The 26,040-nt window shown below is 59.4% G+C and carries 30 protein-coding genes and 1 pseudogene; 10 read left to right on the top strand and 21 right to left on the bottom strand.

Annotated elements, in window-relative coordinates; all coding sequences use genetic code 11:
* Positions 1-11: 11 nt before the first annotated feature.
* Positions 12-1,835: a DNA mismatch repair endonuclease MutL gene (mutL, locus tag ACO079_RS06120; protein ID WP_421792566.1), complete on the top strand. Its 1,824-nt coding sequence runs from the start codon at positions 12-14 to the stop codon at positions 1,833-1,835.
* Here mutL and rsmD read toward each other — a convergent pair.
* Positions 1,832-2,395 carry a 16S rRNA (guanine(966)-N(2))-methyltransferase RsmD gene (rsmD, locus tag ACO079_RS06115; RefSeq protein ID WP_421792565.1) on the bottom strand — a complete coding sequence of 188 codons (564 nt, stop codon included), beginning with the start codon at positions 2,393-2,395 and terminating at the stop codon, positions 1,832-1,834. The genes mutL and rsmD overlap by 4 nt on opposite strands.
* Before the next feature lie 23 nt (positions 2,396-2,418).
* Positions 2,419-3,186, bottom strand: a pseudogene (locus ACO079_RS06110) (pseudouridine synthase); the annotation flags it as partial.
* Between ACO079_RS06110 and ACO079_RS06105 the strand changes: the two are divergent.
* On the top strand, positions 3,180-3,644 hold the full coding sequence (locus ACO079_RS06105) for a nucleoside deaminase (RefSeq protein WP_421792564.1): 465 nt from the start codon (positions 3,180-3,182) through the stop codon (positions 3,642-3,644). The pseudogene ACO079_RS06110 and the gene ACO079_RS06105 overlap by 7 nt on opposite strands.
* Before the next feature lies 1 nt (position 3,645).
* Positions 3,646-3,984, top strand: a complete 339-nt coding sequence (locus tag ACO079_RS06100; protein ID WP_421792563.1) for a TfoX/Sxy family protein — start codon at positions 3,646-3,648, stop codon at positions 3,982-3,984.
* A gap of 7 nt (positions 3,985-3,991) precedes the next feature.
* Here ACO079_RS06100 and ACO079_RS06095 read toward each other — a convergent pair whose 3' ends face one another.
* Together ACO079_RS06095 and ACO079_RS06090 are read right to left on the bottom strand one after the other, a co-directional pair.
* Complete coding sequence (locus ACO079_RS06095) at positions 3,992-4,570, bottom strand: GNAT family N-acetyltransferase (protein WP_421792562.1); 579 nt, start codon at positions 4,568-4,570, stop codon at positions 3,992-3,994.
* Between the two features lie 10 nt (positions 4,571-4,580).
* Positions 4,581-5,249, bottom strand: coding sequence for a TSUP family transporter (locus tag ACO079_RS06090; RefSeq protein WP_421792561.1), 669 nt, complete (start codon positions 5,247-5,249; stop codon positions 4,581-4,583).
* Between the two features lie 156 nt (positions 5,250-5,405).
* On the opposite strand from ACO079_RS06090, the gene ACO079_RS06085 reads away from it, so the two are divergent.
* From ACO079_RS06085 to ACO079_RS06075, 3 genes are read left to right on the top strand one after another with little or no spacing between them, the layout of a single operon-like run.
* Complete coding sequence (locus ACO079_RS06085) at positions 5,406-6,623, top strand: acyl-CoA dehydrogenase family protein (protein WP_421792559.1); 1,218 nt, start codon at positions 5,406-5,408, stop codon at positions 6,621-6,623.
* A gap of 1 nt (position 6,624) precedes the next feature.
* Positions 6,625-7,032 (top strand): DUF4345 family protein, encoded by a 408-nt coding sequence (locus ACO079_RS06080; protein WP_421792557.1) that lies wholly within the window; start codon positions 6,625-6,627, stop codon positions 7,030-7,032.
* A gap of 54 nt (positions 7,033-7,086) precedes the next feature.
* The gene (locus ACO079_RS06075) at positions 7,087-7,503 is read left to right on the top strand and encodes a hypothetical protein (RefSeq protein ID WP_421792556.1); all 417 of its coding nucleotides are present in this window, start codon (positions 7,087-7,089) and stop codon (positions 7,501-7,503) included.
* Here ACO079_RS06075 and ACO079_RS06070 read toward each other — a convergent pair whose 3' ends face one another.
* Genes ACO079_RS06070 through purD form a run of 3 tightly spaced genes read right to left on the bottom strand, consistent with a single transcriptional unit; the run spans position 7,504 to position 11,154 of the window.
* A complete protein-coding gene (locus tag ACO079_RS06070) occupies positions 7,504-8,568 on the bottom strand; it encodes a phosphotransferase (RefSeq protein ID WP_421792554.1) in 1,065 nt (354 codons plus the stop codon).
* Complete coding sequence (locus ACO079_RS06065) at positions 8,568-9,845, bottom strand: amidohydrolase family protein (protein ID WP_421792552.1); 1,278 nt, start codon at positions 9,843-9,845, stop codon at positions 8,568-8,570. The genes ACO079_RS06070 and ACO079_RS06065 overlap by 1 nt, the downstream gene beginning before the upstream one ends.
* Before the next feature lie 28 nt (positions 9,846-9,873).
* Entirely contained in the window at positions 9,874-11,154 is a 1,281-nt protein-coding gene (purD, locus tag ACO079_RS06060) for a phosphoribosylamine--glycine ligase (protein WP_421792551.1), read from the bottom strand.
* A gap of 98 nt (positions 11,155-11,252) precedes the next feature.
* On the opposite strand from purD, the gene xseA reads away from it, so the two are divergent.
* Genes xseA through ACO079_RS06045 form a run of 3 tightly spaced genes read left to right on the top strand, consistent with a single transcriptional unit; the run spans position 11,253 to position 13,875 of the window.
* The gene (xseA, locus tag ACO079_RS06055) at positions 11,253-12,743 is read left to right on the top strand and encodes an exodeoxyribonuclease VII large subunit (RefSeq protein WP_421792549.1); all 1,491 of its coding nucleotides are present in this window, start codon (positions 11,253-11,255) and stop codon (positions 12,741-12,743) included.
* A gap of 32 nt (positions 12,744-12,775) precedes the next feature.
* Positions 12,776-13,003 (top strand): DUF2093 domain-containing protein, encoded by a 228-nt coding sequence (locus ACO079_RS06050; RefSeq protein ID WP_421792920.1) that lies wholly within the window; start codon positions 12,776-12,778, stop codon positions 13,001-13,003.
* A complete protein-coding gene (locus ACO079_RS06045) occupies positions 13,000-13,875 on the top strand; it encodes a M23 family metallopeptidase (RefSeq protein WP_421792547.1) in 876 nt (291 codons plus the stop codon). Before ACO079_RS06050 ends, ACO079_RS06045 begins: the two co-directional genes overlap by 4 nt.
* Here ACO079_RS06045 and ACO079_RS06040 read toward each other — a convergent pair.
* From ACO079_RS06040 to ACO079_RS06025, 4 genes are read right to left on the bottom strand one after another with little or no spacing between them, the layout of a single operon-like run.
* Complete coding sequence (locus tag ACO079_RS06040) at positions 13,824-14,768, bottom strand: lysophospholipid acyltransferase family protein (RefSeq protein WP_421792545.1); 945 nt, start codon at positions 14,766-14,768, stop codon at positions 13,824-13,826. The two genes, ACO079_RS06045 and ACO079_RS06040, sit on opposite strands and share 52 nt — an antisense overlap.
* 9 nt (positions 14,769-14,777) lie before the next feature.
* On the bottom strand, positions 14,778-15,788 hold the full coding sequence (gene lpxK / locus ACO079_RS06035; RefSeq protein ID WP_421792544.1) for a tetraacyldisaccharide 4'-kinase: 1,011 nt from the start codon (positions 15,786-15,788) through the stop codon (positions 14,778-14,780).
* Positions 15,785-17,053 carry a 3-deoxy-D-manno-octulosonic acid transferase gene (locus ACO079_RS06030; protein ID WP_421792543.1) on the bottom strand — a complete coding sequence of 423 codons (1,269 nt, stop codon included), beginning with the start codon at positions 17,051-17,053 and terminating at the stop codon, positions 15,785-15,787. Before ACO079_RS06030 ends, lpxK begins: the two co-directional genes overlap by 4 nt.
* On the bottom strand, positions 17,050-17,793 hold the full coding sequence (locus ACO079_RS06025; RefSeq protein ID WP_421792541.1) for a lysophospholipid acyltransferase family protein: 744 nt from the start codon (positions 17,791-17,793) through the stop codon (positions 17,050-17,052). Before ACO079_RS06025 ends, ACO079_RS06030 begins: the two co-directional genes overlap by 4 nt.
* 86 nt (positions 17,794-17,879) lie before the next feature.
* On the opposite strand from ACO079_RS06025, the gene ACO079_RS06020 reads away from it, so the two are divergent.
* Positions 17,880-18,545, top strand: a complete 666-nt coding sequence (locus ACO079_RS06020; protein WP_421792540.1) for a fused DSP-PTPase phosphatase/NAD kinase-like protein — start codon at positions 17,880-17,882, stop codon at positions 18,543-18,545.
* Here the strand turns inward: ACO079_RS06020 and ACO079_RS06015 are convergent, their stop codons facing one another.
* The 10 genes from ACO079_RS06015 to ACO079_RS05970 all read right to left on the bottom strand — a co-directional run bounded on the left by ACO079_RS06015 (position 18,546) and on the right by ACO079_RS05970 (position 26,001).
* The gene (locus tag ACO079_RS06015) at positions 18,546-20,324 is read right to left on the bottom strand and encodes an ABC transporter ATP-binding protein (RefSeq protein WP_421792538.1); all 1,779 of its coding nucleotides are present in this window, start codon (positions 20,322-20,324) and stop codon (positions 18,546-18,548) included. It abuts the gene before it with no gap.
* Positions 20,308-20,547, bottom strand: coding sequence for a DUF4170 domain-containing protein (locus ACO079_RS06010; RefSeq protein WP_421792536.1), 240 nt, complete (start codon positions 20,545-20,547; stop codon positions 20,308-20,310). Before ACO079_RS06010 ends, ACO079_RS06015 begins: the two co-directional genes overlap by 17 nt.
* A gap of 19 nt (positions 20,548-20,566) precedes the next feature.
* Positions 20,567-21,928, bottom strand: coding sequence for a TldD/PmbA family protein (locus tag ACO079_RS06005; RefSeq protein ID WP_421792535.1), 1,362 nt, complete (start codon positions 21,926-21,928; stop codon positions 20,567-20,569).
* A 43-nt stretch (positions 21,929-21,971) separates the two neighbouring features.
* Positions 21,972-22,364, bottom strand: a complete 393-nt coding sequence (locus tag ACO079_RS06000) for an MAPEG family protein (protein WP_421792533.1) — start codon at positions 22,362-22,364, stop codon at positions 21,972-21,974.
* A gap of 12 nt (positions 22,365-22,376) precedes the next feature.
* Entirely contained in the window at positions 22,377-22,796 is a 420-nt protein-coding gene (locus ACO079_RS05995) for a hypothetical protein (protein WP_421792532.1), read from the bottom strand.
* Positions 22,797-22,851: 55 nt separating this feature from the next.
* Entirely contained in the window at positions 22,852-23,517 is a 666-nt protein-coding gene (locus ACO079_RS05990; protein ID WP_421792530.1) for a DsbA family oxidoreductase, read from the bottom strand.
* A complete protein-coding gene (locus tag ACO079_RS05985; RefSeq protein ID WP_421792528.1) occupies positions 23,514-23,912 on the bottom strand; it encodes a hypothetical protein in 399 nt (132 codons plus the stop codon). The genes ACO079_RS05990 and ACO079_RS05985 overlap by 4 nt, the downstream gene beginning before the upstream one ends.
* A gap of 54 nt (positions 23,913-23,966) precedes the next feature.
* Positions 23,967-24,974, bottom strand: a complete 1,008-nt coding sequence (locus ACO079_RS05980; protein WP_421792527.1) for an acyl-CoA desaturase — start codon at positions 24,972-24,974, stop codon at positions 23,967-23,969.
* An 89-nt stretch (positions 24,975-25,063) separates the two neighbouring features.
* Positions 25,064-25,282 (bottom strand): hypothetical protein, encoded by a 219-nt coding sequence (locus ACO079_RS05975; RefSeq protein ID WP_421792525.1) that lies wholly within the window; start codon positions 25,280-25,282, stop codon positions 25,064-25,066.
* Positions 25,283-25,440: 158 nt separating this feature from the next.
* Positions 25,441-26,001, bottom strand: coding sequence for a hypothetical protein (locus tag ACO079_RS05970; protein WP_421792523.1), 561 nt, complete (start codon positions 25,999-26,001; stop codon positions 25,441-25,443).
* Positions 26,002-26,040 lie beyond the last annotated feature (39 nt).

The following is a 26,040-nucleotide window of genomic DNA, read 5'->3' as shown; positions in this document are numbered from 1 at the left end:
ACTTTCGCGGGATGACAACCATTCGCCGACTCAGCCCGGAAACCATCAACCGCATTGCGGCGGGTGAAGTTGTGGAGCGTCCTGCCAGCGTAATCAAAGAGCTGGCGGAGAACGCGCTCGATGCCGGGGCACGGCAAATTGATATCCATGTCGAAAAGGGCGGACTAGCCCGCCTGACCGTCACCGATGATGGCGAAGGCATGGATGAAGCACGTCTGGCGCTGTGCGTGGAACGCCATGCCACCTCCAAACTTCCGGTCGATGAGGCCGGAGAGGATGATCTTCTCAATATCGGATCCATGGGTTTCAGGGGTGAGGCGCTGCCGTCCATCGGGTCCATTGCGCGGCTGACGATCACCACGCAGGCGAAAGGCCAGGCCGATGCGTTCTCACTTGCCATTGAAGGCGGCAAAAAAGGTGAGGTTAAACCGGCTCCGGCCTTCGGCCTGGGCGGCACGCGCGTGGATGTTCGCGATCTTTTCTATGCCACACCGGCGCGCCTGAAATTCATGAAATCCGACCGCGCCGAAGGCAATGCCATTGCCGATACGGTCCGGCGTCTCGCTTTATCGAGACCGGATGTCGGATTTTCGCTGACAATCGATGGCCGCAGCCGGATATCGCTGCCCGCAGAGCGCGGCGATGGCGCGCGCCGAAAACGCCTCTCGGCCATTCTGGGCCGGGACTTCGGTGAGAATGCGCTGGAGATTGATCAGGAGCGCGAGGGTGTCCGGATCACCGGGCTGGCCTCTTTGCCCACGTTCAATCGCGGGTCGGCGCAGCACCAATTTCTGTTCGTCAATGGACGGCCCGTGCGCGACAAGCTGCTCGGCGGGGCGGTGCGGGGGGCCTATCAGGATTTTCTGGCGCGCGACCGGCATCCGGTCGTCGCGCTTTTCGTCGATCTGCCCGGTGGGCAAGTGGATGTGAATGTCCATCCGGCCAAGGCCGAGGTCCGGTTCCGCGATCCGGGACTGGTTCGAGGCTTGATTGTTGGCTCGCTGCGGCACGCATTGGCGGGCGCAGGCCACCGCGCCTCGACGACGGTGTCGGACTATGCGCTGGGCCGGGCCAGGCCCGCGATGGGGGCAGGGCCAGCCTCGCCCTATGCCAGCATGGCGGCCTGGGGCCGTCCGGTCGCGCCTGAATCAGGCACGCTGGTCGAGGACCGGTCGGTGCGGATGGAGGCCGATTTCATTCAGCCGGGCGCGATAGCGGGTGCGGGCCAACCCATTCCCGCCGACCAGCCCACCGATTTGCCGCTGGGCGTCGCGCGGGCGCAATTGCATGAAACCTATGTTGTCGCGCAAACGCAGGACGGTGTGGTGATCGTGGATCAACATGCCGCGCATGAGCGCCTGGTCTATGAGCGCATGAAAGCCATGCTGGCCAAGAGCGGCGTGGCCAAGCAGGCCTTGCTGGTGCCGGAAATTGTCGATCTCGATCAAGCCGAAGCCGAGCGGGTTTTGTCGCGCGCCGACGAACTGGCTGAACTCGGTTTGGCAATTGAGAGCTTTGGCTCCAACTCCATCGCGGTGCGGGAAGTGCCCGCCCTGCTGGGCAAGTTGAATGTGCAGGGTCTGATCCGTGACCTGGCGGATGAGTTGTCCGAATACGATGCGGCGCTGTCGCTGAAGGAAAAGTTGGAAGAAGTGGTGGGCACGATGGCCTGTCATGGCTCGGTGCGCTCGGGCCGCCGGCTCAATTCTGATGAGATGAATGCGCTGCTGCGTGAGATGGAAGCCACGCCTCATTCCGGTCAATGCAATCATGGCCGGCCGACCTATGTCGAATTGAAGCTCGCCGATATTGAGCGGCTGTTTGGTCGGCGTTAGTCGCGATTTAAGAACACCACCTTCGCCGCGCCCCAGATGCGCTCATCGACAGGTGACCAACCCGGCAAATCCGGAACGGCCTCGTCCGCCGCGACTTCCAGCACGGCCAGCGCATCCTCCGTGACCCATCCGCCTTCGATCAGGCCTTTCAGGGCCGGTGGGGCGAGGTCTTTGCCATAGGGCGGATCAAGAAAAACCAGGTTGAAGGGTTTTCCGAGCTTGGCGGGTTTTTCGCCCAAATCGGTGGCGGAGCGGCGATGCAAGCGCGTGTTTCCAAACAATTGAAATATTTCGATATTATCGCGGATCGCCCCGCGCGCCCTGGCATCGGTCTCAACGAACAAAGCGAAGGCTCCGCCGCGGCTCATGGCTTCAAATCCGAGCGCGCCGGACCCGGCAAACAGATCCACAATCCGCGCGCCGTCCAGCGGCGGAGCCCAGGCGGCATGTTCCAGCACATTGAACAGGGCTTGCCGGGCCTTATCCGAGGTCGGCCGTGTATTCGCGCCTTTCGGGGCCGCCAAGGGTCGGCCTTTGAATTGCCCGGCAACAATTCTCATTTCTTGGCGGCTTTCATCAAATGCCCGCACTGATCCTGGAGCACACGCTCTGGCACAGCTTTGACCTCGCCGGGCTGGAGATGCCCGAGTTGGAAGGGACCATAAGACGTCCGGATCAAACGGTTTACGGTCAGACCAACAGCGGCGAGGGCTTTGCGAACTTCGCGGTTTTTGCCTTCGCGCAAAGCAACATTCAGCCATTTATTGCCGCCTTGCTCGCGTTCGATCTCCGCTTCGATGGGGCCGTATTTGACACCTTCCGCTGTGATGCCCCGGCGCAGTTTTTCCAGTTCGGCCTCACCGGCGCGGCCAAAAGCGCGCACGCGATAGCGGCGAACCCAGGCGGTGGAGGGCAGTTCGAGGGCGCGTGAGAGTTCGCCATTATTGGTCAGCAGTAGCAGGCCTTCGGAGTTCAAATCGAGCCGCCCGACGGAAATGACACGGCCCAGCTCCTTGGGAATTTTCTGAAACACCGTATCGCGGCCCTCCGGGTCGCGGTGAGAGGTTACCAGGCCGGTCGGCTTGTGATAGCGCCAGAGTCGGGTTTTCTCCGGTTCGCCCACCGGCTTTCCATCGACCGTGATGTTATCCTTGGGCGTCACGTTCAGCGCCGGGCTGTCCAGCTTCTTACCATTCACCGAAACGCGGCCTTCGGCGATCAGCTTTTCCGCGCCACGCCGGCTGGCCACGCCCGCGCGCGCCAGAACTTTAGCGATGCGTTCGCCGGTTTTCTTTTCGTCAGCCAATGCTTGACCCTTTTGCCGCGGGCGCTTACCGCCATGCCATGACGGATGCACAAGAGATCGCCTTTATGCGCGCGGCCTTGGCCGAGGCGCAAGCGGCAGCTGAAGCTGGCGAAGTGCCGGTGGGGGCGGTGGTGGTCGATCCGGCCAGCGGCGAGATCATAGTTGCTGCGGGCAATGCACCAATTGCCAATCATGATCCGACCGGACATGCGGAAATCCGGGCCTTGCGCAAAGCGGCCGAAAAGCTTGGAAATTACCGCCTCAATGGTCTTGATCTTTATGTCACGCTGGAACCGTGTGTGATGTGCACCGGGGCGATCAGTTTCGCGCGTATTCGGCGGCTGGTGTTCGGGGCGGACGATCCCAAGGGCGGAGCGGTGTTGCACGGTCCGAAATTCTTTGAACAACCGACCTGCCATTGGCGGCCGGATGTTCAGAGCGGCGTTCTGGCAGATCAGGCTGCTAATCTGCTAAAATCCTTCTTCGCCGCGAGAAGGAAATAGCATGGCTTACAATCCCGATCTGGCCGATCGCATGGAGACTCAGTTGCGCGCCAGAGGGGCGGAACCGGTTCGCAAAGCCATGTTCGGCGGCATCGCTTTTCTGATCAACGGCAATATGAGCTACGGGACATCGCGTGATGAAATGCATGTCCGGGTCGGGCCTGATGGATATGAAGATGCGCTGGCGCAGCCAAACGCGGGCGTGATGGACATGACCGGCCGGGTCATGAAAGGCTGGGTGACAATTGCCGGTCCGGCTGATCTCTCCGACGATGAGCTCGCCGATTGGGCCGGTCGAACATTGGATTTCGTTGCGACGTTACCGCCAAAGAAAAAGTGACATACGCCTAGCCCGTTAGCCTGGCCATCAACCCGTCGCGTACCGCAGGCCATTCATCCTTCAGCACCGAAAACCAGACCGTATCGCGCAGATCACCGCGCCAGGTGCGCGTGTGCTGGCGCTGCGTTCCCTCATAGATCGCGCCCATCTTTTTCATCGCCGCTTGCGAGCGCTTGTTGCGGCCATGCGTTTTCAACTCGGCGCGTTCCGCACCGCATTCGAATAATCGTCCGAGCAAAGCCAGCTTGGCGGCTGGATTGACCTCTGTGCCACGAGCCCCGCGCGTGTACCAGGTCCAGCCGATTTCGACACGAGCGTGGGGGGGCGAAATCGCTAAAAAGGCGGAATGGCCGACATATTCCTGGGTCGATTTGCGATAGACAGCGTGGCTGATCTGATTGCCTTTGGCCTGTCCGGCCAGTTGCAGATCAAACCAGTTATCGAAGTGTTCGCCATTGCCACGTATGGTCGCCAACGCCCACAGGTCTTCCTCATTGGCCACAGGCCGCAGGATCTCGCGATGCCGCTCTTCCATGGGGTCCAACCGGACCCAATCGTTTTCGAGAACCGCAGGCGTCAATTCCATGGGGTGCATCCTATATCAGGAGAATGATGCCCCGTATCACGTAGACTGCGCCTACGCCCGTCACGATCCATTTCGTATATTTGCGGAAGTCCGCATCGCTCATAACAGCCAGCACCCGCGCGCCCAGTGTCGTGCCGATAATCGCGAGCGGTGCGGCCGCCAGCAGCCATTGCCATTCGTTTAGCGCGCCAGCGGTCAAGGCCGGTGCCAAGTAAAAGGCAATCTTGGCAAAATGCGCCGCGACTTGAGTGGCCGCTTTGGTGGCGACGATCTCCCGCCGGTCCATGCCGTCGGCCACGAAGAAGATATCCAGGAGGGGGCCGGACACGCCGGCGGCGATATTCAGGCCTGTTACCGAGAAGCCGCAGAACACGGCATGGGCCGGTTTCCGGGCATCAAGGTTTAGCCGGTCGCGCGGGAGCCAGATCAGTCCGGGGACAAGCCCCAACAGAATAAACAGCCAGGGTTTGGAGAGCTCGAAAGAGAGCCCGATCAAGAGCGCAAACGCGATAATTGATCCGCCTAGATAGATCAACAGAACGCGCCAATTGATGAAGTTGCGCCAGAGAATCGCCCGCCAGCCATTCGAGACACTTTGGATCGCGCCATGCGTCACCATGGCCGCCGAGACCGGCAGCAAAAGCGCCAGCACGCCCATCAGGATCAGCCCGCCTGCCATGCCGAAAATGCCGGAAATGAACGCTGTGATCAGGGTGGCGAGAAGGATAAGCGGCCAGGTGATGTGAAAGCTCTCCCTAAATCGATTGACCCGGCTATAGTCCTTGTCAGATCGTTTGCAAAACGCTGGGCCATCGGCCGACTTGGGGAGCTATCAATGGAATTTACGTATTCGCCGCGCTGTCAGGAGCATCTCGACCGGCTGCGCGCCTTTATGGACGCGCATGTTTATCCCAATGAGGCGACATATGCGCAACAATTGGCGGCCTTTGGCGAAAACCGCTGGCAGGTGATTCCCATTGTCGAAGAGCTAAAAGAAAAAGCCAAAGCGGCCGATCTCTGGAATCTGTTTCTACCGGAATCAGACAAGGGCGCAGGCCTGACCAATCTCGATTATGCGCCGCTGGCCGAGGAAATGGGCCGCGTTCTGTGGTCCTCTGAAGTGTTCAACTGTTCCGCGCCGGATACCGGAAATATGGAAGTGCTGGCGCGTTATGGCACGCCGGAACATCAAAAGACCTGGATGGAGCCGTTGTTGGCCGGACAGATTCGGTCAGCCTTTCTGATGACCGAGCCGGATGTGGCGTCTTCCGATGCGACGAATATCCAGTGCCGTATCGAGCGGGATGGCGATGAATATGTCATCAATGGCCGCAAGTGGTGGTCGTCGGGCGCCGGGGATCCGCGCTGTAAAATCTACATCCTGATGGGCAAGACCGATCCGGACGCTGATAAATATCGCCAGCAATCCATGATCCTGGTTCCGGCTGAAACACCCGGTATCACGATCAAAAGGCACCTTCCGGTCTTTGGCTATGATGATGCGCCGCACGGGCATATGGAAGTGGAACTGAAAGATGTACGGGTGCCCGCCAGCAATATGTTGCTGGGGGAGGGCCGCGGTTTCGAGATCGCGCAAGGGCGTCTTGGGCCGGGCCGCATCCATCACTGCATGCGCACGATTGGCGCGGCTGAGCGGGCTCTGGAGCTGATGGTGAAAAGGGGCATGAGCCGCGTGGCTTTTGGTAAGCGCGTCGCCGATCAATCTGTCTGGCATCACCGCATCGCCAAGGCCCGGATTGATATTGAAAGCGCGCGTCTTTTGACGCTGAAGGCCGCCTGGATGATGGATACGGTCGGCAACAAGGTTGCTCAGAAAGAAATCGCCATGATCAAGGTCGCTGCGCCTCGAGTCGCGCTGCAGGTCATTGATGATGCCATCCAGATTCATGGCGGGGCGGGTGTCTCCGCCGATACACCGCTCGCGGGTGCCTATGCTGGAATCCGAACGCTTCGGCTTGCCGACGGGCCGGATGAGGTGCATGAAAGGGCCATCGCCCGCATGGAGATGAAGCGCTTATCTAACGAGGCCTGATATGGACTTTGCTGCCAACGCGATTGCTCTTGTGTTCGGTTTATTGGGGGCCGGGCTCGGCCTGGCGGCGCTTGTTTCGCCCGAAATCGCAGCCAAGCTGGTGCGCATGCAGGCGCACCCGGATCATCCCGATGGCTATGCGGAGTTCCGGGCGACATTTGGCGGGGTATTTTTCTTCCTTCATGTCGCCTTTCTGGTCGCCATGTTCATGGGTCAGGGCGTGATAGGTGCTGCGGCAGTTTTGGCTTTTGGTTGGGGCGGAGCCGCCATTGGCCGGGTACTGTCGCTGATAATGGACGGCGAAGCTGTTCGAACAACTCACAACTATCGTTCTATTTTCGTTGAGATTCTGGCGGCCATTGCTTTTGCACTACCCGTGATCAGCTTTGTGATTGATCCAACCGGCTAATTGCCGCGTAAAGCCCTGCAGACGACTTCACAAATTGACACACAGGAGCCGATCATGGATCCGGTTCTTATTCCGACTTTACTGGCGGCAATGATTGGCTGCTTTATGGGCGGTGCCAGCCTGCTTGTTCCCCGCTGGGGCGCGTCGGTTGTGCGTCTCATGCCCGACCCGCGCTGGAAGGGCGGCTGGTCCGAGTTTCGTGCCAGCTATGGCGGCGCGTTTCTCCTTGGGCATGCAGCGATCCTGATGGCCTTCGCGATGCGCGCGCAAGCCAGCGATGCAGCGCTTATGGGCACCGGATTTGCCATGGGTGCGCTCTGGATCGGTATGGCCATTGGCCGCGCGTTATCTATGGTCGCGGATGACAAAGATTATCAGACGCGCACTAGCTACAATTATGCCGCCGTCGGCTTTGAAACGCTGATGGGGCTGGCGCTCTGGGCACCTTTCCTGGCGCATCTGGTCGGCTGATCAGGCGCCCATCTTCTCGGCGAAAGACCAGGCATAATCGGCCATGGGCTCGACCATGGCGCCGTATTCTTGCGCTTTCGAGTTTGACGCATTGCCTTGCGTCGAGCGGTGATAGACGCCCTGCACAATAGCGGCGAGCCGGAAGAGATTGTAGGCGAAATAAAAGTCCATCTGTGGCAGGTTTTCGCGTCCGGTCCGGCGGCAATAGGCCTCGATATATGCGGCCTCGCCAGGGATGTTCAGGTCCGTCAAATCAACGCCGAGGAATCCATTCCGGATCTCCTTGGGCGTCCGCCACTGCATGAGTTGATAGGTGAAATCTGCCAGCGGATCGCCGAGCGTTGACAGCTCCCAATCCAGCACGGCGACGACTTTCGGCTCATCCTTGGCGAATATCATATTATCCAGCCTGAAATCGCCATGAACAATGCTGGCCCGGTCCTGATCCGGCGTGGCCTCTGGCAGCCAGTTAATCAACCGGTCCATGGACGCAATCGGGCGGGTTTCCGAGGCTTTGTATTGTTTTGACCATCGCGCGATCTGACGCGCGATATAGGCGTCGGGCTTGCCATAGTCCCCCAGGCCAATGCTGGCCGGGTCAAAAGCGTGCAGCGCGGCCAGCGTCTCATTCATAGCGTCATAAATGGCTGCGCGTTCAGCGGGATCTACTGACGGCAGATACGGGTCCCAGAAGATTCGGCCATCGATGAAATCCATCACGTAAAAGGCTGTGCCGATCACGCTGTCATCCTCGCACAGGCCATGCATCTTCGGAACAGGAAACCCGTTTTCACCCAGCGCCTTCATGACGCGAAACTCGCGATCCACCGCATGCGCAGACGGCAGAAGCTTGCCGGGCGGTTTGCGCCTGAGGACGTAATGCCGTGACGATGTTTCCAGCTTGTAGGTCGGGTTGGATTGACCGCCCTTGAACTGGGTGATCGTCAGCGGGCCGGCAAACTCCTCGACATTTCCATCCATCCAGGCGGCCAGCCCGGCCTCGTCAAAGCGCAACTTTTCGGCCACATCTTTTGTGCCCGAAAAGGTTTCATCCAGATCTGTCATCAGTTGGAAAACACCTCGCCGCCCTGCATCACAAAATCGACGGTTTCCAGCACGCTGACATCATCCAGCGGGTTGGCTGACACGGCGATGATATCGGCATATTTGCCGGATTCGATGGTGCCAATATCGTCCGCCATCATCAGATGTTCGGAGGCAATGACGGTGGCCGAGGTAATCGCTTCCATCGGGGTCATACCCGCTTGAACCAGAAGGGAAAATTCCCTCGCATTATCGCCATGGCGCGAGACGCCGCTATCGGTTCCAAACGCAATTTGAACACCGCCTTCGTGGGCCCGGCGCGCCATGGCCAGCATGGCTGGTCCGACTTCCATTGATTTCTGGCGGACTTCGGGTGTCATCCATTCCGAGTTTTCCGCGATTTCGGCCACGGTGACACCGGCAAGAATTGTGGGTACCAGATAGGCCCCATTGTCGCGGAACAGCCGGATCGACTGGTCGTCCAGATAGGTGCCGTGCTCGATCGAGTGGACACCGGCTTCCAACGCGGCGTTGACCCCGGTCACGCCATGTGCGTGCGCCGTCACATAGCGTCCCATCATGCGGGCGGATTCTACAATCGAGGCCAACTCATCGTCGAAGAATTGTTGTTCGGTTCCGGCAGCGGTTTGCGACAGGACCCCGCCTGTTGCCGTGATTTTGATCAAATCCACACGCGCGCGGATCAGCTCCCGTACGGCGCGCCTGCAATCATCCGGGCCGTTACAGGCTGAGGGGCTGGCGAAGAGATGCATCAGGTCATTGTTGAAGCCATTGATGTCACCATGGCCGCCGGTGGGTGTCACAGACGAGCCGGCAACGCGCATGCGCGGGCCGATAATATCGCCGCGGCGCTGGCCGTCGCGAAGCGCCACGATCGCTTCCAGATTGCCGCCAACGTCCTGAACCGTTGTAAATCCCGCCATCAGGGTTGTCCGCGCATTTCGTACCCCGGCGATCGCCCAGTCGGCAGCGGAATAGGTAACGCTTTGCAAGCGGCGATTGGGGTTCAATTCGCCTTGCAAATGGACATGGCTGTCGATCAGGCCCGGCAGGACATAATGATCTGACAGGTCGATGATTTCGGCACCGTCCAGCTCGATGAAGCCGTCTTCAACGCGGTCAACCCGCTCGCCGACAATTACAATGGATTGGTTTTCCGCAGGCGCGTCACCCGGTACGGCCAGCAGCCAGCCTGCATGAATAATGGTCGTGTCATCCTGCGCAGCTGCCGTGAGCGGCAAGATAGCTATTGCCAGAATAGCGGCTAGAAGTTTCATGATCCTGTCCTCCCCTGATCTATCCAGATTAGCCCGATGACTGCAGGGCACGCCAGCCTATATCGCGGCGGCAAAAACCTTCAGGCCAATCGATCAGATCAACCGCTTCATAAGCGCGGTCAATCGCCTCGCGATAAGAGCCCCCCCGGGCTGTGACATTCAGAACCCGGCCGCCATTTGCTAACAACTCGCCTTCGCTGCCGTGTTTTGTGCCGGCATGGAAGACCGTCACCTGATCCATCGCATCGGCTTTTTCGACGCCTTTGATGGGCGTGCCTTTTTCATAGCTGCCAGGATAGCCCCGGGCCGCCTTGACGACCGTTACAGCCGCACTTCCATGCCAGGAGAGCGGCGGCATCTGATCCAGCGTGCCATCGGCGCAGGCTTTCAGGTAGGGGACGATATCGCTGAGCATCCGCATCATCAGGATCTGACATTCCGGATCGCCAAAGCGGGCATTGAATTCGATCAGCCGGGGCTGCCCGTCCTCAATCATCAACCCGGCGTACAGCACGCCGGAATAAGGCGTCCCGGCCGCTTCGAGGGCACGCACAGCCGGCATGATGATCTCGTCCATGGTTTTGCGGATCATCTTTGAGCCGGCCACGGGGGTAGGAGAATAGGCGCCCATGCCGCCTGTATTCGGGCCTTTATCGCCGTCAAAGGCACGCTTGTGGTCCTGAGCGGCGATCATGGGAATGGCCGTCTTGCCATCGCAAAGTGCAAAGACAGAAGCTTCTTCGCCTTTCAGGAATTCTTCTATGACGAGGGTCTTGGAAGCGTCGCCAAAACGGCCGGACAGCATCGCCTCTATCTCGGTTTCCGCCTCATCGCGAGACGCCGCAATGATAACGCCTTTGCCAGCCGCCAGACCGTCCGCTTTCAAAACGTAAGGGGCTTCCAATGTGTCGAGATATGCCTTGGCGTCTCTAGCCGTCGTAAACTTGCCATAGCGGGCGGTGGGAATGTTGGCCGTGTCGCAAAGCGCCTTGGTGAAGGCCTTCGAAGCCTCGACCTGGGCGGCGGCGGCGGACGGCCCGAAGACCGGAATGCCGATAGCGCGCAGCTGATCGGACAGGCCGGCTACCAGTGGCGCTTCCGGGCCAACGACCACGAGATCGATGGCGTTCTCGATGGAAAATTCGACGAGCGCCGGCACATCATCTGCGGCGATATCCACGCAGTCAGCGACTTGCGCAATCCCGGCATTGCCTGGCGCACAGTAGAGGGCCTCCACGCGTTTGCTTTTGGCGATTTTCCAGCACAGGGCGTGTTCGCGGCCTCCGCCGCCGACAACCAGGATTTTCATGTCTGTCTCCCTTGCAAAACGGGCTAGCGGATCGCGAAGCTGTTGGCGAGTCTGTCAACGCCGTTGCAGCGGCCAGATGAAGCGCTTACCAACAGGTCATGGCTGTTTCCGATAGCAATACGCCGGAATTTTCCGTTTCCGAGCTCGCCAATTCGCTGAAACGCACGGTCGAGGATGCCTATGGCCATGTGCGGGTTCGCGGCGAGCTGGGCCGGGTGACAATTGCCCGTTCTGGCCACGCTTATCTCGATCTCAAGGATGAGAAGGCGGTTATCGACGCGGTGATGTGGAAGGGCCTCGTCTCGCGGCTGAATTTCCGTCCGGAAGAAGGCCTTGAAGTCATCTGCGAAGGCAAGCTGACGACCTATCCCGGACGGTCGAAATACCAGATCATCATTGAACGCATGGAGCCCGCAGGCGCCGGTGCGCTGATGGCCCTTTTAGAAGAACGCAAGAAGAAGCTTGCCGCAGAAGGTCTGTTCGAAGCCTCGAAGAAACGAGCCATCCCGTTCTTGCCGCAGGTTATCGGTGTTGTGACGTCACCGACCGGGGCGGTCATCCGCGACATCCTTCATCGGCTGGAAGACCGCTTTCCGCGCCATGTCTTGTTGTGGCCCGTGCTGGTGCAGGGCGAGGGCGCTGCCGCCCAGATCACCGCGGCCATTGAAGGCTTCAATGCCATAGATGGATCAGGCCCGGTGCCCCGGCCCGATGTGTTGATCGTGGCGCGTGGCGGCGGCTCGGTTGAAGACCTGTGGTGTTTCAATGAAGAAAACGTAGTCCGGGCTGCGGCGGCCTCGGACATTCCGCTGATTTCTGCGGTCGGCCATGAAACCGATACCACGCTGATCGATTTTGCTTCCGACCGGCGCGCGCCCACGCCGACGGGCGCTGCGGAAATGGCGGTGCCCGTGCGAGCGGAATTGATGCAGGCCGTTCGCAGTCAAAGTGAGCGGCTGACGCGCGGCCTGATGCGTTTGTCCGAACAAAGGCGGGCTGAATTTCGGGCGACGACACGGGCCTTCCCGACACCGGCAGTCTTGTTTGGTCCGGCGCGTCAAAGGCTGGATCTTGCGGCTGCGGTGTTGCGGCCGGAAGCTTTACGCCGGGATCTCCAGAACCGGTCGAGCCAGATGTCGAAGCTGGAGGGCCGCTTGCGGGCGGCTCTTGAGCGGCAATCCCGTGGTGGCCGGGAGCGGTTGGTTTCGCTCATGCGCCGGTTTGAACGCGCCGCGCCCACGAAGGCCTTGGAACGCTGCAGGATTCCGCTGGAACAGGTCGCGTCCCGTCTGAGCCGCGCGGGCGAGCGATATTTGACGGCCAGCCGTTTGCAGCTTGGAGCACTGGCTGGCCGGCATGCCCTTCTGGGTCACGAGTCGGTTTTAAGCCGCGGCTTTGCGCTGGTGCGCGATGAAGACGGGCGGTTGGTTCGCTCGACGGCCGGCATGAAGCCAGGCGGGCGTCTTGAAATCGAAGTGGCCGATGGCCGCAAAGGAGCCGTGGTGGAAGGTGGAGACGGGCCGATGCGGCGCAAGGCTTCAGGGAAAAAACCGCCGCCGCCACAAGAAAAGCAGGGCCGTCTGTTCTAGTCGTCAGCAACGCGTGGTAATCAGGGATCATGATGCGAAACCCTTTTGGCAAAGACCATACCGGTGAAGCGGTGCTGGAATTCGGCGATTCCGATTTCATGATTTTGAAACCGGGCGCCTACGTTTTGTGCGCAGTCACAGGCGAAAAGATTCCGTTACAGGATTTGCGTTATTGGAGCGCTGAACTTCAGGAAGCGTATAAAGACGCAAATGCGTCAGCCAAACGCTGGAAAGCGGTCAATTCGGAGCCTGGAACATGATTGAACTGCTCGCCGCACTCGCTCTTCAAATTGCGAGCGCAGATCCCATCGCCGAGGTCATCAACGCTGATGCCGGATTTCCGATGGCGTCCGAGGCCACAGAGCAAAGCCGGTTTTCCTGCATCGGGGACTATATCGAAGGCGCCGCCATTATCTGCCGCGCGGAGCCCGGTTCCGTTGCGTCGCTTGGTGATCAATCGGCCACGGCCGATGAGGAAGGCTGGCTGGTGCTTGGCCTTAACCGCGACAGTGAAACCGAGATGGAGTTTTCCATCCGCTTTCCGGACGGGGTGGTCCAATCCAGCACGCATGAAATCACACAGCGCGAATACAATATTCAACGAATTGAGGGCGTACCGCCGCAGACCGTAAACCCGCCAGAAGAGGTCTGGGCGCTGATCCGCGAACAATCGCGGATGAAGGCTGCGGCCTATACCAGCCGCTGGGATGGCAACGGGTTTGCGGAAGGGTTCATACAACCCGCCGAGGGTGTGATCACAGGCGTTTACGGATCGCAACGATTCTACAATGGCGAACCGCGCCGTCCGCATTATGGCCTTGATTTTGCCAATGAAGCGGGAACGCCCGTTTATGCGCCAGCGTCAGGGGTTGTCGTGCTGGCGCATGCCGACATGTATTATGAAGGCGGGCTGATTTTCATCGATCATGGACAGGGCTTTACCAGCGCGTTTTTGCACCTTGGCTCAGTGGATGTGGAGGTGGGTGACATTGTTGCCCAGGGGGATCAGATCGGCGAGATCGGCGCAGGTGGCCGGGCGACCGGTGCGCATCTGGACTGGCGCATCAAATGGCGCAATCGCTATATCGATCCGGCGCTGGTGCTGGAGCTGGATCCCGCGTCCTTGCGGTAAATCGCCTTGTCCCAACGGCGATGAACCCAGAACCATTGTTCCGGGGCGTCCAGCACACGCTGTTCGACCCATTTATTGATCCGCGTGACGGTTTCGACCAGAGCGGCGGTCTTGTCCGCCTGGGTTGACGGCTCAATCGGGTCGTAGAACGTGACCCGGAAGCGTGTTCCAACCAGACGACGTACCGCAATTGGCACAATCGGCGCGCCAAAGCGCATGGCCATTTTTGCGGGACCCGGGGCCGTCATCGCGTCATATCCAAAGAAGGGCGCGGCGATGCCGTCATTCATCTTCTGATCGTTCATCAACGCAACGGACACGCCCTCGCGCAGATTGGCGAGCAATTGTTTTGCCCCGACGCCGCCTTTCGCGGTCAGGAGCTTGATCCCGTAATCATGGCGCGAATCCAGAATGCGTTGATCAATCAACGGGTTATTGGCGTGCCGGTAGGTGATGTTGCAGTTGAGATCGAGCTTGGCGATGGCTGCTCCCATCACCTCCCAATTGGCAAAATGACCGGAAATCAGCACATAGGGCTGATCCTGCTTTTCAAGATCCAGAACGATATTTTCATTTACGATTTCAGCATGTTGATCGAAGGTGGGCGGCGCATAATGGCGCATGTTCGGATTTTCACCGACGAGGCGGCCAAAATTATCCCACATACGATCCAGCAGCCGGTCGATCTCCAGCTTGTTTGCATCCGGAAAGCAGCGCTGCATGTTGATGCGCGCCACATTATGAACAGGTGTCAGCGGACCAATCCGGCGCAGCGCCGCGCTGCCAAAAGCAGAAGCGCGCTCCAGCCCCATGGCCTGAAAACTGCCGTGGAAGGCATCCCAGGCCAGGGCTTCAGCCCGCCAGCCGAGTTTGTGAAAAAATCCCACGCTCATGATGCCGGTTTAGCGCCGCGTTTCAGCGGCGTCCAATGCCTGATCAAGTAGAGCAAGAAGCCGGGCGGGCTCGGCAATTCGGGCGCGCACAGGCCAGGCCAGGATCCCGTCGCGATCGTTCGGGGCTAGACGCACCAGATCTTTCTCTGTCGTGATCAACTGTGCGTTGGCCGCTTTGGCGGCCCGGCGGAGATCAGTCAGTTCGTTTCGGGAATAGACGTGATGATCTCCGAAAGCGCGGCTGGCGGCGAGCTCTGCCCCGGCCGCAACCAGCGCATTGAAAAACTTCTCCGGACGGCCGATCCCTGCAAAGGCCAATAAGTTGCCAGCAGGCGGCGGTTCGACCGCTTCCAACCAGGCCGTGAGGACCGGGATTTCCAAGTCTTCCAGCCCCAAAGCAGCAAAGTCCGGCACATCGCCTTCATCGGTGGTCATCAGGACCACAGCATCAGCGCGGGCCAGGCCGTCTGCGATGGGTTCGCGCAGCGGGCCGGCTGGAAAGACACGGCCATTTCCCCAACCGGCTGCGGCGTCGATGACGATGATCGACAGGTCTTTGTGAAGCTGCGGGTTCTGATGGCCATCGTCCATGACGATCACTTCGGCCCCGGCGGCAGCAGCCTGCCGAGCTCCGGCGGCACGATCCTGGCCGATCCAGATGGGCGCCGCGCTCGACAGCATCAGCGGTTCATCGCCAACATCGCTCGCCGTGTGCGTGGCGCGATCAACCCGGAGCGGACCTTTTTCCTTGCCGCCATATCCGCGGCTGAGTCCGTGAGCTTCGAGCCCGCGTTCCTTGAGGGCCTCAAGCAGGGCGCGGGTGATCGGCGTTTTACCGGTGCCACCAAGTGTGAGATTGCCGACGCAAATCACTGCTGCATCCACCCGTTCCGGTGTGGTTTTGCGCAGGCGGTTTCTGACCTGTGCGGCATAAAGGGGGGCGAGCGGTCTCAGCAAGGCTGACAGCAAATAGTCCGCCCAGCTAGCAGGTGGATGATACCAGAAGCCGGGCGGTTTCATGTCGCTGTCCCCGGCAGCAAGCCATCGATCGCGGACAGCGTGTCGGCCATGGCTGTCCCGCGCAGGCCCTTCAGGGCGGTTTGCGCTTTGCCGACGGCATCAGGTGTATTTAACAGGATCGCCTGGGCCAGTTCGGCTGGATCACGCACAATTGTGACCGCATCCTGATCGGCATAGGCCGCATAAACATCAGCAAAACTGGCAAAAAACGGCCCGGAGATGACGGCGCAGCCCGCCTCGGTCGCCTCGATCGGATTGTGTCCGCCAATACCGTTGATCAGGCTTCCGCCGATAAAAGCTTTCTCGGAAAGGTTGAACCAGTAAGGCATCTCGCCGAGCGTATCAGCCTGCCAGACCTGCGTTCTAGTAGCCGGCATTTCAGCTGAAGACAGCCGCGCCGCGGTCATTCCATGATTATTGATCAATTCGGCAATCTGGCCGCCGCGTTCAGGGTGGCGGGGCGCGAGAATGAGCAAGCTGTCAGCGTGTGCATTCAGGACCTCCCGATGGGCACGTAGCACGACTTCATCTTCACCCTCATGCGTTGAAGCCGCCAGCCAGACAGGGCGTTGGCCGATGACATTTTCATATTCCGCCAGCTTGGATTGGTCCGTGGGTGCGCTGACCAGTTCCAGCTTCAGGTTGCCGACCCGCGGGATAGACGTGCCGAGGATTTGCGACAAGCCTTCGGACGTCCGGGCATCCGCCGCTCCGATCCAGCTGAATGCGCCGAGCAGAAACCCGGCACTCGTGCGCTTGTTTGACCAGTTGTCCAGGGATTTTTCGTTCATGCGGGCATTGATCAGGGCCGCCGGGATATCGCGGCGGCGAACCTCCGCCAGCAGGTTTGGCCAGAGCTCGGATTCCACGAAAACCGCCGCATCCGGCCGCCAGTGATCGAAAAAGCGCCGCACGCAAGCGGGCCGGTCAATCGGGATGTATTGATGGTGCGCCTTTTCGGGCAATTCCTTCGCCAGCATATTGGCGGAGGTAACTGTGCCGGTTGTCACAAGAAAGCTCAAACCCGGACGATCCTGAAGCCGCCGGACCAGATCCAGAATAATCCGCGATTCCCCGACGCTGGCCCCGTGCAGCCAGAGGAGCGTGCCGTCCGGTCGGGGCAGTTTCGGGTACCCGAAGCGTTCTCGGAGACGGACCGGATCTTCCTTGCCGCTCTGCCGGCGCTGATCCAGCATCCATCCGCTCAGTGGTGCCAATAGCATTGTCGTCCACCGGTAGACCTGAAGCGGCAGCGGCAGGCTCATGCGCGCGCACCCTTCACCTTGCGCGGCTCGGCTGGTTCGCTGGTCGGACCGCCCATTTTTTCATCCGCTTCGCGGGTGGCGGCATTCAGACGCTCTTCCAGTTGCAAGCGCAGGGCTTCCATCTGGGCCTCATCAGCATCGCCGGGCACATAAAGTGGGTCCAGCCACATCATTACGGCCTTGCCGAACGGGAAGGGCAGGAAGAATCGATCCCAGGAGTTGAAGACCTTTTTGTGCGTAGCCGACCAGGTGAAGGGGAGGATGGGCTGGCCGGTGGCTTTGGCCAGTTGAATAACGCCCATGGAGGCGCGCTGGCGCGGTCCACGCGGGCCATCAATTGTAATCGCCATGGCATCCTTGTTTTCAACCACCCGCACCATTTCGCGGAAGGCCGTCATGCCCCCCTTGGATTTGGATTTGCGGAAATTCTGAGAGGAGCCGCGAACCGTTTTCATCTGTAAATGCTCTGAAAACCGCGCGATAATCTCGCCCTCCTTCGATCGTGAAATCAGGATCGTCACTGTTTGTGGCGCCGTCCGATCAATCGCGTGATAAGCCAAAGTAATGCGCGAATGCCAGAAAGCCCCGATCAGGCCTTCGCCGCCTTTCATGCAGGCATCCCGGTTTTCCAGGCCAATATATTCCCAGCGTTTGGTCGCCACGCAGAACTGCATGTATTTCGCGAGGAGCCACGAAAAACCGCTCAGGAAGAGCGAAGAAATTGTCGATGAATGCAACATGGCGCTTCTTGCTTGCTTTGATTGGTGCAGGCGTCAAGCGTTCGTCGCGGTTGCCGTGCGCCAGCCCTGCCACTAAAGCAGGCCGCATGAGTTACGATTTGACCAATCCTGCAGACCGCAAGCGGGCCTGGAACCATTATCTCTGGCGCGATCACGGTGTTTTGCGTCTGAAGTTCCACAACATGCACCCCGTGGGGACGAAGGGCATGTGGCGGGCCAATCAGCCGTCGCCGAACCGGCTGGCCTGGTTGAAGGATCAGGGCTTTAAAACCATCCTCAATCTGCGTGGCACCCAGCCCGGTCGGTCCTATTATGACCTGGAACATGAGGCGTGTGAGAAGCTGGGCCTTGCCATTCATGACTTGCCCTGGGGATCTCGCGAAGCACCCTATGTGGAGCGAATTGAACACCTGATCGAGGTATTCAATTCAATCGAATATCCCGCTCTGATGCATTGCAAATCCGGTGCGGACCGGGCCGGGATCGTTGCGGTGATGTACATGCTGCTGCATGAAAAAGTGCCGTTTGAAGAGGCGATTGATCATCTGTCCTTGAAATATCTGCATGTGAAGCAGGGCAAGACCGGCATGCTGGATCATTTCTTCGAGCTTTATCGCCAGCGCAATGAGGAAGAGCCGATCGATTTTCTCACCTGGGTGCGAACGGAATACGACCGTCAGTCTTGCCATGACGGGTTCATGGCCAATTGGTGGGGCAGTTTCCTGACGGAAAAAGTGCTGCGCCGCGAATGATCAGCTGGAAAACTGAAGCTTGCTGAGACGGGCGTAAATGCCGTCTTTGGCCTGCAAATCCTCATGCCGGCCGGTTTCTGCAACGCGGCCATTATCGAGCACGTAAATCTGGTCGGCGTCACGAACTGTGGCGAGCCGGTGCGCGATGACAATCGTGGTGCGCCCTGCCGACAGGCGTCGCAGGGCAGACTGGACGCGCGCCTCAGCCTCTGCATCGAGCGCGCTGGTGGCTTCATCGAGCAACAGGATCGGCGCATCGGCAAGGATGGCGCGGGCGATGGCGATGCGCTGGCGCTGTCCACCCGACAGCTGTCCGCCACGCGGACCGACCTGCGCGTCATATGCGCCATCCAGGCTGGAGATAAATTCATGCGCATCGGCGGCTTTGGCCGCGGCAATGATCTCCTCGCGTGTTGCGGCCATCCGGCCAAAGCCGATGTTTGCGGCGACGGTATCATCGAACAACACAACATCCTGGCTGACCAGCGCGACCGAAGAACGGACCGAAGCAATCGTCACGTCGCTGATGTCTTGCCCATCGACCAGAACGCGGCCACTGGTGGGGTCATAGAGCCGGGGGATGAGGTTCAGGAGGGTGGTTTTCCCCGACCCGGACGCACCGACGATGGCCGTGGTTTTCCCGGCCTCTGCGATCAAATCGATGCCGCTGAGCGCCGCTTCATTGTCGCCATAGACAAAGTCCACGCTTTCAAATTCCACCTTGCCGGCTTTCACGGAGAGCGATCTTGCGCCCGCCTTCTCGAGGACGGCGTCCGGCGTGTCCTTGATCTCATAGACCCGGCCCAGCACCGCGACGCCTTCCTGTATGGCGGCACCCAGCGTGCCGACCGCCCGAACGGCGGGTGCCATGATCCCGATAGCAGCGATGAAGCCGGTAAAGTCTGCAATCGACGCCTCGCCATTGGCAATCCGCCATCCCGCAAAAGCCAACACGCCGGCAAAAGCAGCGCCCCCAACGACTTCCAGAATCGGATCGACACGGGCTTTGGACGCGGCGATTTTCAGCGCCAGCCGGAAGCGGTGCAGAAAGGCTGTCTGAGACCGATCCGTCTCATGTTCTTCCAGCTGATAGGTTTTGACCATGCGCGCGCCGGAGAAGCTTTCTTCAAGAAAGCTGGTCACCTCGCCCATCTGGGTTTGAGCCTCGCCGGATGTTTTGCGCAAGCGATTGCCGATGCGGATGACGGGCAGGGCGGCGAGCGGGTAGACGAGCAAGACCAATAGCGCCAGCATCCAGTCGAAATAAAGCATCGCTCCTACACAGCCGACAATCGTTAGCGTATCGCGCAGGAGATTGTTCGCCGTGCGCACCAGAAGGTCGCGCAATATGGTGATGTCATTGGTAAAGCGGGATACAATGGCGCCCACCGGTTCGGCGATCAGGCGGGCATAGTCCGCGCGGACCAGTCGTGAGAACAGGTTTTCCTGTAGGTCCTGCATGACCCGCAAGGACAGGCGGTTGGTCTGAACCGTTTGTAGATAAAGCGACAGGCTGCGAATGCCCGTGATGCTAATAATCACGATCGGGGCCAGCCAGACGACGCGCATGTCCTGCGCTTCGAGCAACCCCACTGCCCATCGGATCATGAACGCATAGCTGGAAGCCGCCGCCGCCGTGGTTGCCGACAGGATGACGGCGATGACCACCAGCCGCCAGCGTGGCGTAATAAAGTCGCGCCAGAAGCGGCCGATCAGGCTGCGGCTGGACGCCTCGGCTGTTGCAGCCGTTGGGGCGGGCAGATCAGTCTTTCCGGTCATGCTCCGGATCCAGAAGCCGGTGTGCATGGATGATGAAGAAGCGCATATGCGCATTGTCCACGGTGCGCTGGGCTGCACCCTTCCAGGCTTTGCGGGCTTCCTCGTAATTCGGGTAAGCGCCGATGAATTCCATCTGGGACAAATCCTTGAATTCATTGGCATCCGGGCCAAGCTCGGTCAGTTCTCCGCCGATGACTATGTGTAGAAGCTGTTCGTTTTCCATGAGTTTTTCGCCCTCCTGATCAGGCACCGCCAACAGAAAGATTATCGACAAGAATGCTGGGTGAATTGGTCGAGGACCAGAATTTCAGATCATTCGCCGGCACCATGCGCGCAAAAATATCCAACAGATTGCCCGCCACCGTAATCTCACTCACCGGATAAGTGAGGTTTCCCTTCTCTATGGCATGGCCGGAACACCCGACCGACCAATCGCCGGTGTTTGGATTCAGTGACGGGCTGAACATTTCTGTGATCAGCACGCCGTCCTGAATATCTGCGATCATATCTTCGCGAGATGTCGCGCCGGCTTCCAGATGCAAATTGCTGGTCGAAACTCCGGGTGAGCCGCCCAATGAGCGGGTGGCGTAGCCATTGGGTTTGAGATCCAGCTGCCGCGCAGATGGAGAATTCAACAGCCAGGTCGTCAGAACGCCGTTCTCGATAATGGCGCGCTTTTCATTGGCCAGTCCTTCGCCATCAACCGGACGCGATCCCATGCCCCAGGCGCGGTGCGGGTCATCAATGATGTTGATGTGATCACCAAAGACGCGTTGGCCCAACTTGTCACGCAAGAAGGAGACACCCCGGGCAATCGAGGGCCCGGCGATAGCGCTTTGGAGAGCACCAAGGAAGCGCGGGGCGACGCGGCGGTCAAACATGACCGGGCGATTGCCGGACGGCATCTGTTTCGGGCCGACCCGCGCAATCGTACGTTCGCCGGCTTCGGTGCCGATTTCGGCGGTCGGGCGCAATTCCTCCACCCGCCGGGCGCTGGTCATGGAGTAATCGCGTTCCATAGCGCCATCACGGGCGGCAATGACACTGACGCCATAACCATGGCTGGAGCGTTGGGCAGTGTTTTGCACGCCATTGCTGGAAACGGCGGCAGAGGCCGTTTCGCCAATGCTGGCAAAAGCCGTTTCGGTCATGGACACACCGTCCACTGCGCGGGCAGCAGTTTCTACTTCGCGGGCCTTGTCCGCCAGTTGATCGCTGGTCCATCCAGCGGGCGCGTAAAGCGGGATGTCCGGCTTTTCGGTGGCCAGTAACCCGGCCTCAACGAGCCCGGTATACGGGTCTTCCGGGGCGGCTTTGGCCATGGCAATGGCACGCTCAACCGCCTGTGCGACGCCATCGGCAGATAGGTCGGAAAAACTGACCCCGGCCTGGCGCTTGCCAAAGAAGACGCGCAAGCCGGCATCCTTGCTCTCAGACCCTTCAACAGACTCCAGATTGCTATCGCGCACCGCCACTTCGGTGGAGCGCGACTGGATGACAGCCGCTTCGGCGGCATCTGCGCCCTGTTTCAGGGCGCGCGCCATCAAATCATCGGCAATCTCCAGCAAAGAGCCGGGATCGGGGGCATTATTTTCAGCACTCATACCCCCACCTAGCCCGCCAATGCGGGTCGGGGCAACGCCTTGTTCAGCTGAGCGCTTTGAAGATCAGTGTGCCAGCCAGGCCGAGATAGACCAGCAAGGTAATCGCTGCTCCGAGAACTCGCGCCGGGCCAACTGTCTGCCCGCTTAAAAAAGCATAGGCATGAACCGCGCGGGCCAGCACCAGGCTGAGACCGAAGACGTGGATGATCAATGTGCCGACGCCAACACTGGCCAGCAGGAACAGGCCGATCAAGGCCCCCGGAATCCATTCGGTGGCATTGCCATGCGCACGGATCAGCCGGTTCATGTCGGCATCGCCGCCATCGCCCAGGCTGATCTTTTTGGTGTTGCGGTTCAGCCCGATGGGCAAGGACAAGAGCGCCATCATCGCCAGCAGAATACCGGCATAAAGCGCCGCAGCCTGAATTGCAGTCATCTGGACAAACTCCTACTGGCGGCCTTCCTCGGCGCATTGTGTGGAGGCGGTCACCAGGAACATGCCGGCGACAGACATTTCCTGTATGCCGAGCTCGCCGCGCAAGGCGAGAACGCGGTCATTGTCCTCATTCATGGAGGCAATCAGGAATTCCCGTCCGCCTTCGGAGAGATCTTCTTCGGCTTTTTCTGCCAGGCAGGCACACATTGTGGGCGAGCTGTTAGTAGCGTTTAAACAGGCCGCCGCGAAATCGTCATTGGTGCCGCCGGATGACCCGCTGGTTTCTACAGCTGTTACACCATTCCCGTTGCCTGTGGACTCCGACGCGCTGGACCCGCTGGCATCTGTGTCTGAGCTGTTTTCAGACGGGGCTGAATTGTTGCATGCCGTCAGCATCAGCGCCGCCGCCGAGATGAGTAGAATCTGTTTCATAGCATCCTCCCTGATGCGGCGGACTATGACCTTTAAGTCAGTGATCCGTCAAAGGTCAGGCCGTCGATCGGACTTCGATGGCTTGCTTGAGCGCACCCGCCAGTGTTTCGGGTTCGGCGGCCCCAGGCACGAGATATTGCCCGTCAAAGATGAAGCTGGGGACACCGGTAATGCCTAGCTGGCGGAAATGATCGGCTTCGCGGCGGACATCTGCCTTGTCGCGATCGGTGGCCAGCAAGTCTCCGACAATCGCGGCATCCAGCCCGGCCTCACTCGCAATGCCGGTCAGGATATCAGACCGGCCAATGTCTTTTCCGTCTTTGAAGAAAGCTTCAAACAGGCCATCTGCGGTCGCGTTGGCTTTCTTTTCACTCTGTCCACGCGCCCAGCGCATCAGGCGATGCGCGTTCAAGGATGAGGGGCGGTGTTTGATCTGGTCAAAGCGGAAATCAATACCGGCGCCGGGGCCGGCCGCTTCCAGATGGGTGCGCATGGCTTTCCATTGCTCGGACCTGTCACCGGAAAATTTCGCCTGCATATAGTCGCGATAGGGTGCGCCCTCCGGTGGCAGGGTGGGGTCCAGCTCATAAGGCCGCCAGGTCAGCTCGACCTTGATATCGCCAAGCTGTTTTTCAGCTGTCTGCCAGTATTTCCAGCCCAGCCAGCACCAGGGGCAGACAAAATCTGCGACCAGATCGACCTGCGCGGTTTTCGCGCTCATTCGGCCGCTGACTGACCGGGCATCCGGGCCAAGCACATGGACAATCCGCTTTGCAAATTGGCTTGCACGGCAGCCATTTCTTCCTGTTCAACCGTGCCCATGATGCGCTGGGCTTCCGCCAGGGCGCCTGCCGGATCGTCAACTTGTGCATATTCGCCGATCGCGCCCTGACTGCCCAGGGCCATGGCGCGATAGACCGGGGCGCTGGAGCTGGTGCCCAGATGATCATCCAGACAGGTACAAAACGGGATGTAGTCCACCGGCTCGCCGCCTTGTTGGGTGACTTGCTGGTGCAGGCAGGACTGGACCATGTACTGGCTGAGAATCTCCGGATCATCGGTAAAGCCGCCATCCTGTGCGGTGAATGCCAGCAATGCCGCAATTATGTTGACCATGACTGTTTCCTCTGGACTATCCTTGTGCGCAGCCTGACAGGGCGCGCGATCAGGTCAAGCCAGGATGTCGTGCCGGTTCGGGTCGCTTGTCCCTTCGCGCAGCCGTTTAACGGTTCGCGCCGTGGCGCCCATCACCGGACAGCCCGCATCGTCTTCGCGCTCTTGCGGCACCCGGCGCAGCTCGGCACGGGCGGGCAATTGTTCCGGCGTCACGATATCCCAGACCAGGCCCAGCTTTTTCATGGCCAGAAGCGTCCACCAACCGGGATCGGTCTGGTGCGGTTCAAGGCCGAGTCTGGCAGAGCCTGGAAAGGCGTGGTGGTTGGCATGCCAGCCTTCACCAAAGGTGATCAGTCCGACCCAGCGGACATTATAGCCCTGCACCGCCGCGCCTTCGACGCGCCAGCCTTGATGACCATCATTGTGGGCGAAATGGCCAACCATCCAGTGACCAGTCAGGCTGACGAAAACGCGCAGCGCAATGCCCCAGAACACACAGCTCCAACCGCCGATCAGGAAGAATAGCACGGCCCACGGCAGTTGTTGCCAGCGCCAGGTGCGCTCGAGGAATTGATAGAACGAGTCTTTCGCCACCCGGTCTTCGATCTCGAAGCGAGGCGGGTGGTCCAATTCCATGCGGCAATGCATTTGATGGAAGGCGTCCACCCAGAAGCTGCGCCGGTGACCGAAGAAGTCGTGACAGGTTTTCTGGCGCTGGGCCCAGTCGCGTAGATCATGGGTTTTGATCATGCCGATCGGTCCGGCCATGCCGACGAGGGTACCGAGATAGACAAAAGTGTATTCAATCCAGCGCGGGGTTTTATAGGCGCGGTGGATCAACAGGCGATGCATGCCCAGAGAATGGCCCAGGCCGATGGTGATGGCGGTTGTGACGAAAAACAGCGCCAGCGCATCCCAGGAAAAGGTCAGCGCGCCGCCAATCAACCCGCCTGCCATCATGGCAAAGGTCCAGATGGATTGAACCGGGCTCCACTTCACGGTGCCTTTTGAGGCATCCGTTCGGGTTTCCGCGATCACGCGTGGAATAGACGTACACGACATGCTGACCTCCCCAATTTGAAGAAGTGTCTAGCAGTCGGGGCTCGCCCTTTGCGAGTGGGCGGAAAGCCGCGCGACCAGAAGACGCAGGCCTACGCCAAAATGTCGATCAGCTGCTCGTCCATGTCGGAAGTCGTTTTGATCACCGCAGCCGCAGCAGCATGAACGGTTTCCGCCTCCTTGATGGCGACCACCGCGTCAATCACATTCGTCTCATCCGCACGCGGATTGGCGATCTGCCGGGCGGCGGTCGCGACCTGCGCTTGTGCGGCCTGCATGGCCGTGACGGAGACATTGTAGGGGATGTTCACGGGGGTAATCTCTCGCGATCCACGAGGGACCACCAGCAAAAGAAGTGACCTCGGTTAATCAATACCTGTGCATCGCGGCGAAATTGTAACAAGGGGGCCAGTTCGACGGCTCCGCGCGTCCTAACTGTAGCCAGCCAGTAGGGATTCGCTGGAACGCCCTAGGATCCTGTATGGCGGCCGCGTTCCGGATCACAGTACCAGCTGTAGAAGGCTTCATAGATCGCGCGAGAAAAATAGCGGGAATAAATGTTGGCTCCGTATAGGAAAACAAGTCCAGCCAACAGGAGAGTTGATGCTTCAACAATACTCAAGACGCTAAAGCCGGTAAGGAATGCTGATTGCACGACGGATACTGCTGTGCATAGGAAAAGCACAACCATCATTGATTGGCAAAATACGTTCAAATTGCTGAACACTCCGATTTTTGCGCCATATCCGTGCTCGCTCATAATGCCCAGGCACAGGCGCCAAGAGTCTTTGTCCGGTTTCGTGTTGAATGTTTTTTCGACCGCTTTCTGTATCCGTTTGTGGCGATCTTTGTCTTTCAGTGAATAGGGGATAACCGCAAATTCGGAAACAAAACTTCCCAAGATATTGAACAATACGCCCAGAGCGTATCCGATCACCAAAGCGCCGAGATAACCTGATGGGGGTATTGCCGCAAGATAAGTGAAAAAGTCGCCGTGGCTATACAAATAAACCGAGATGATCAGAAACATGAGACCGGGAATGACCCGCTCCAGGAAATCATTGATCGA

The sequence above is a fragment of the Hyphobacterium sp. genome, assembly GCF_965228115.1.
GTDB lineage: Bacteria > Pseudomonadota > Alphaproteobacteria > Caulobacterales > Maricaulaceae > Hyphobacterium.
This window is presented reverse-complemented; position numbering and strand designations above follow the sequence as displayed.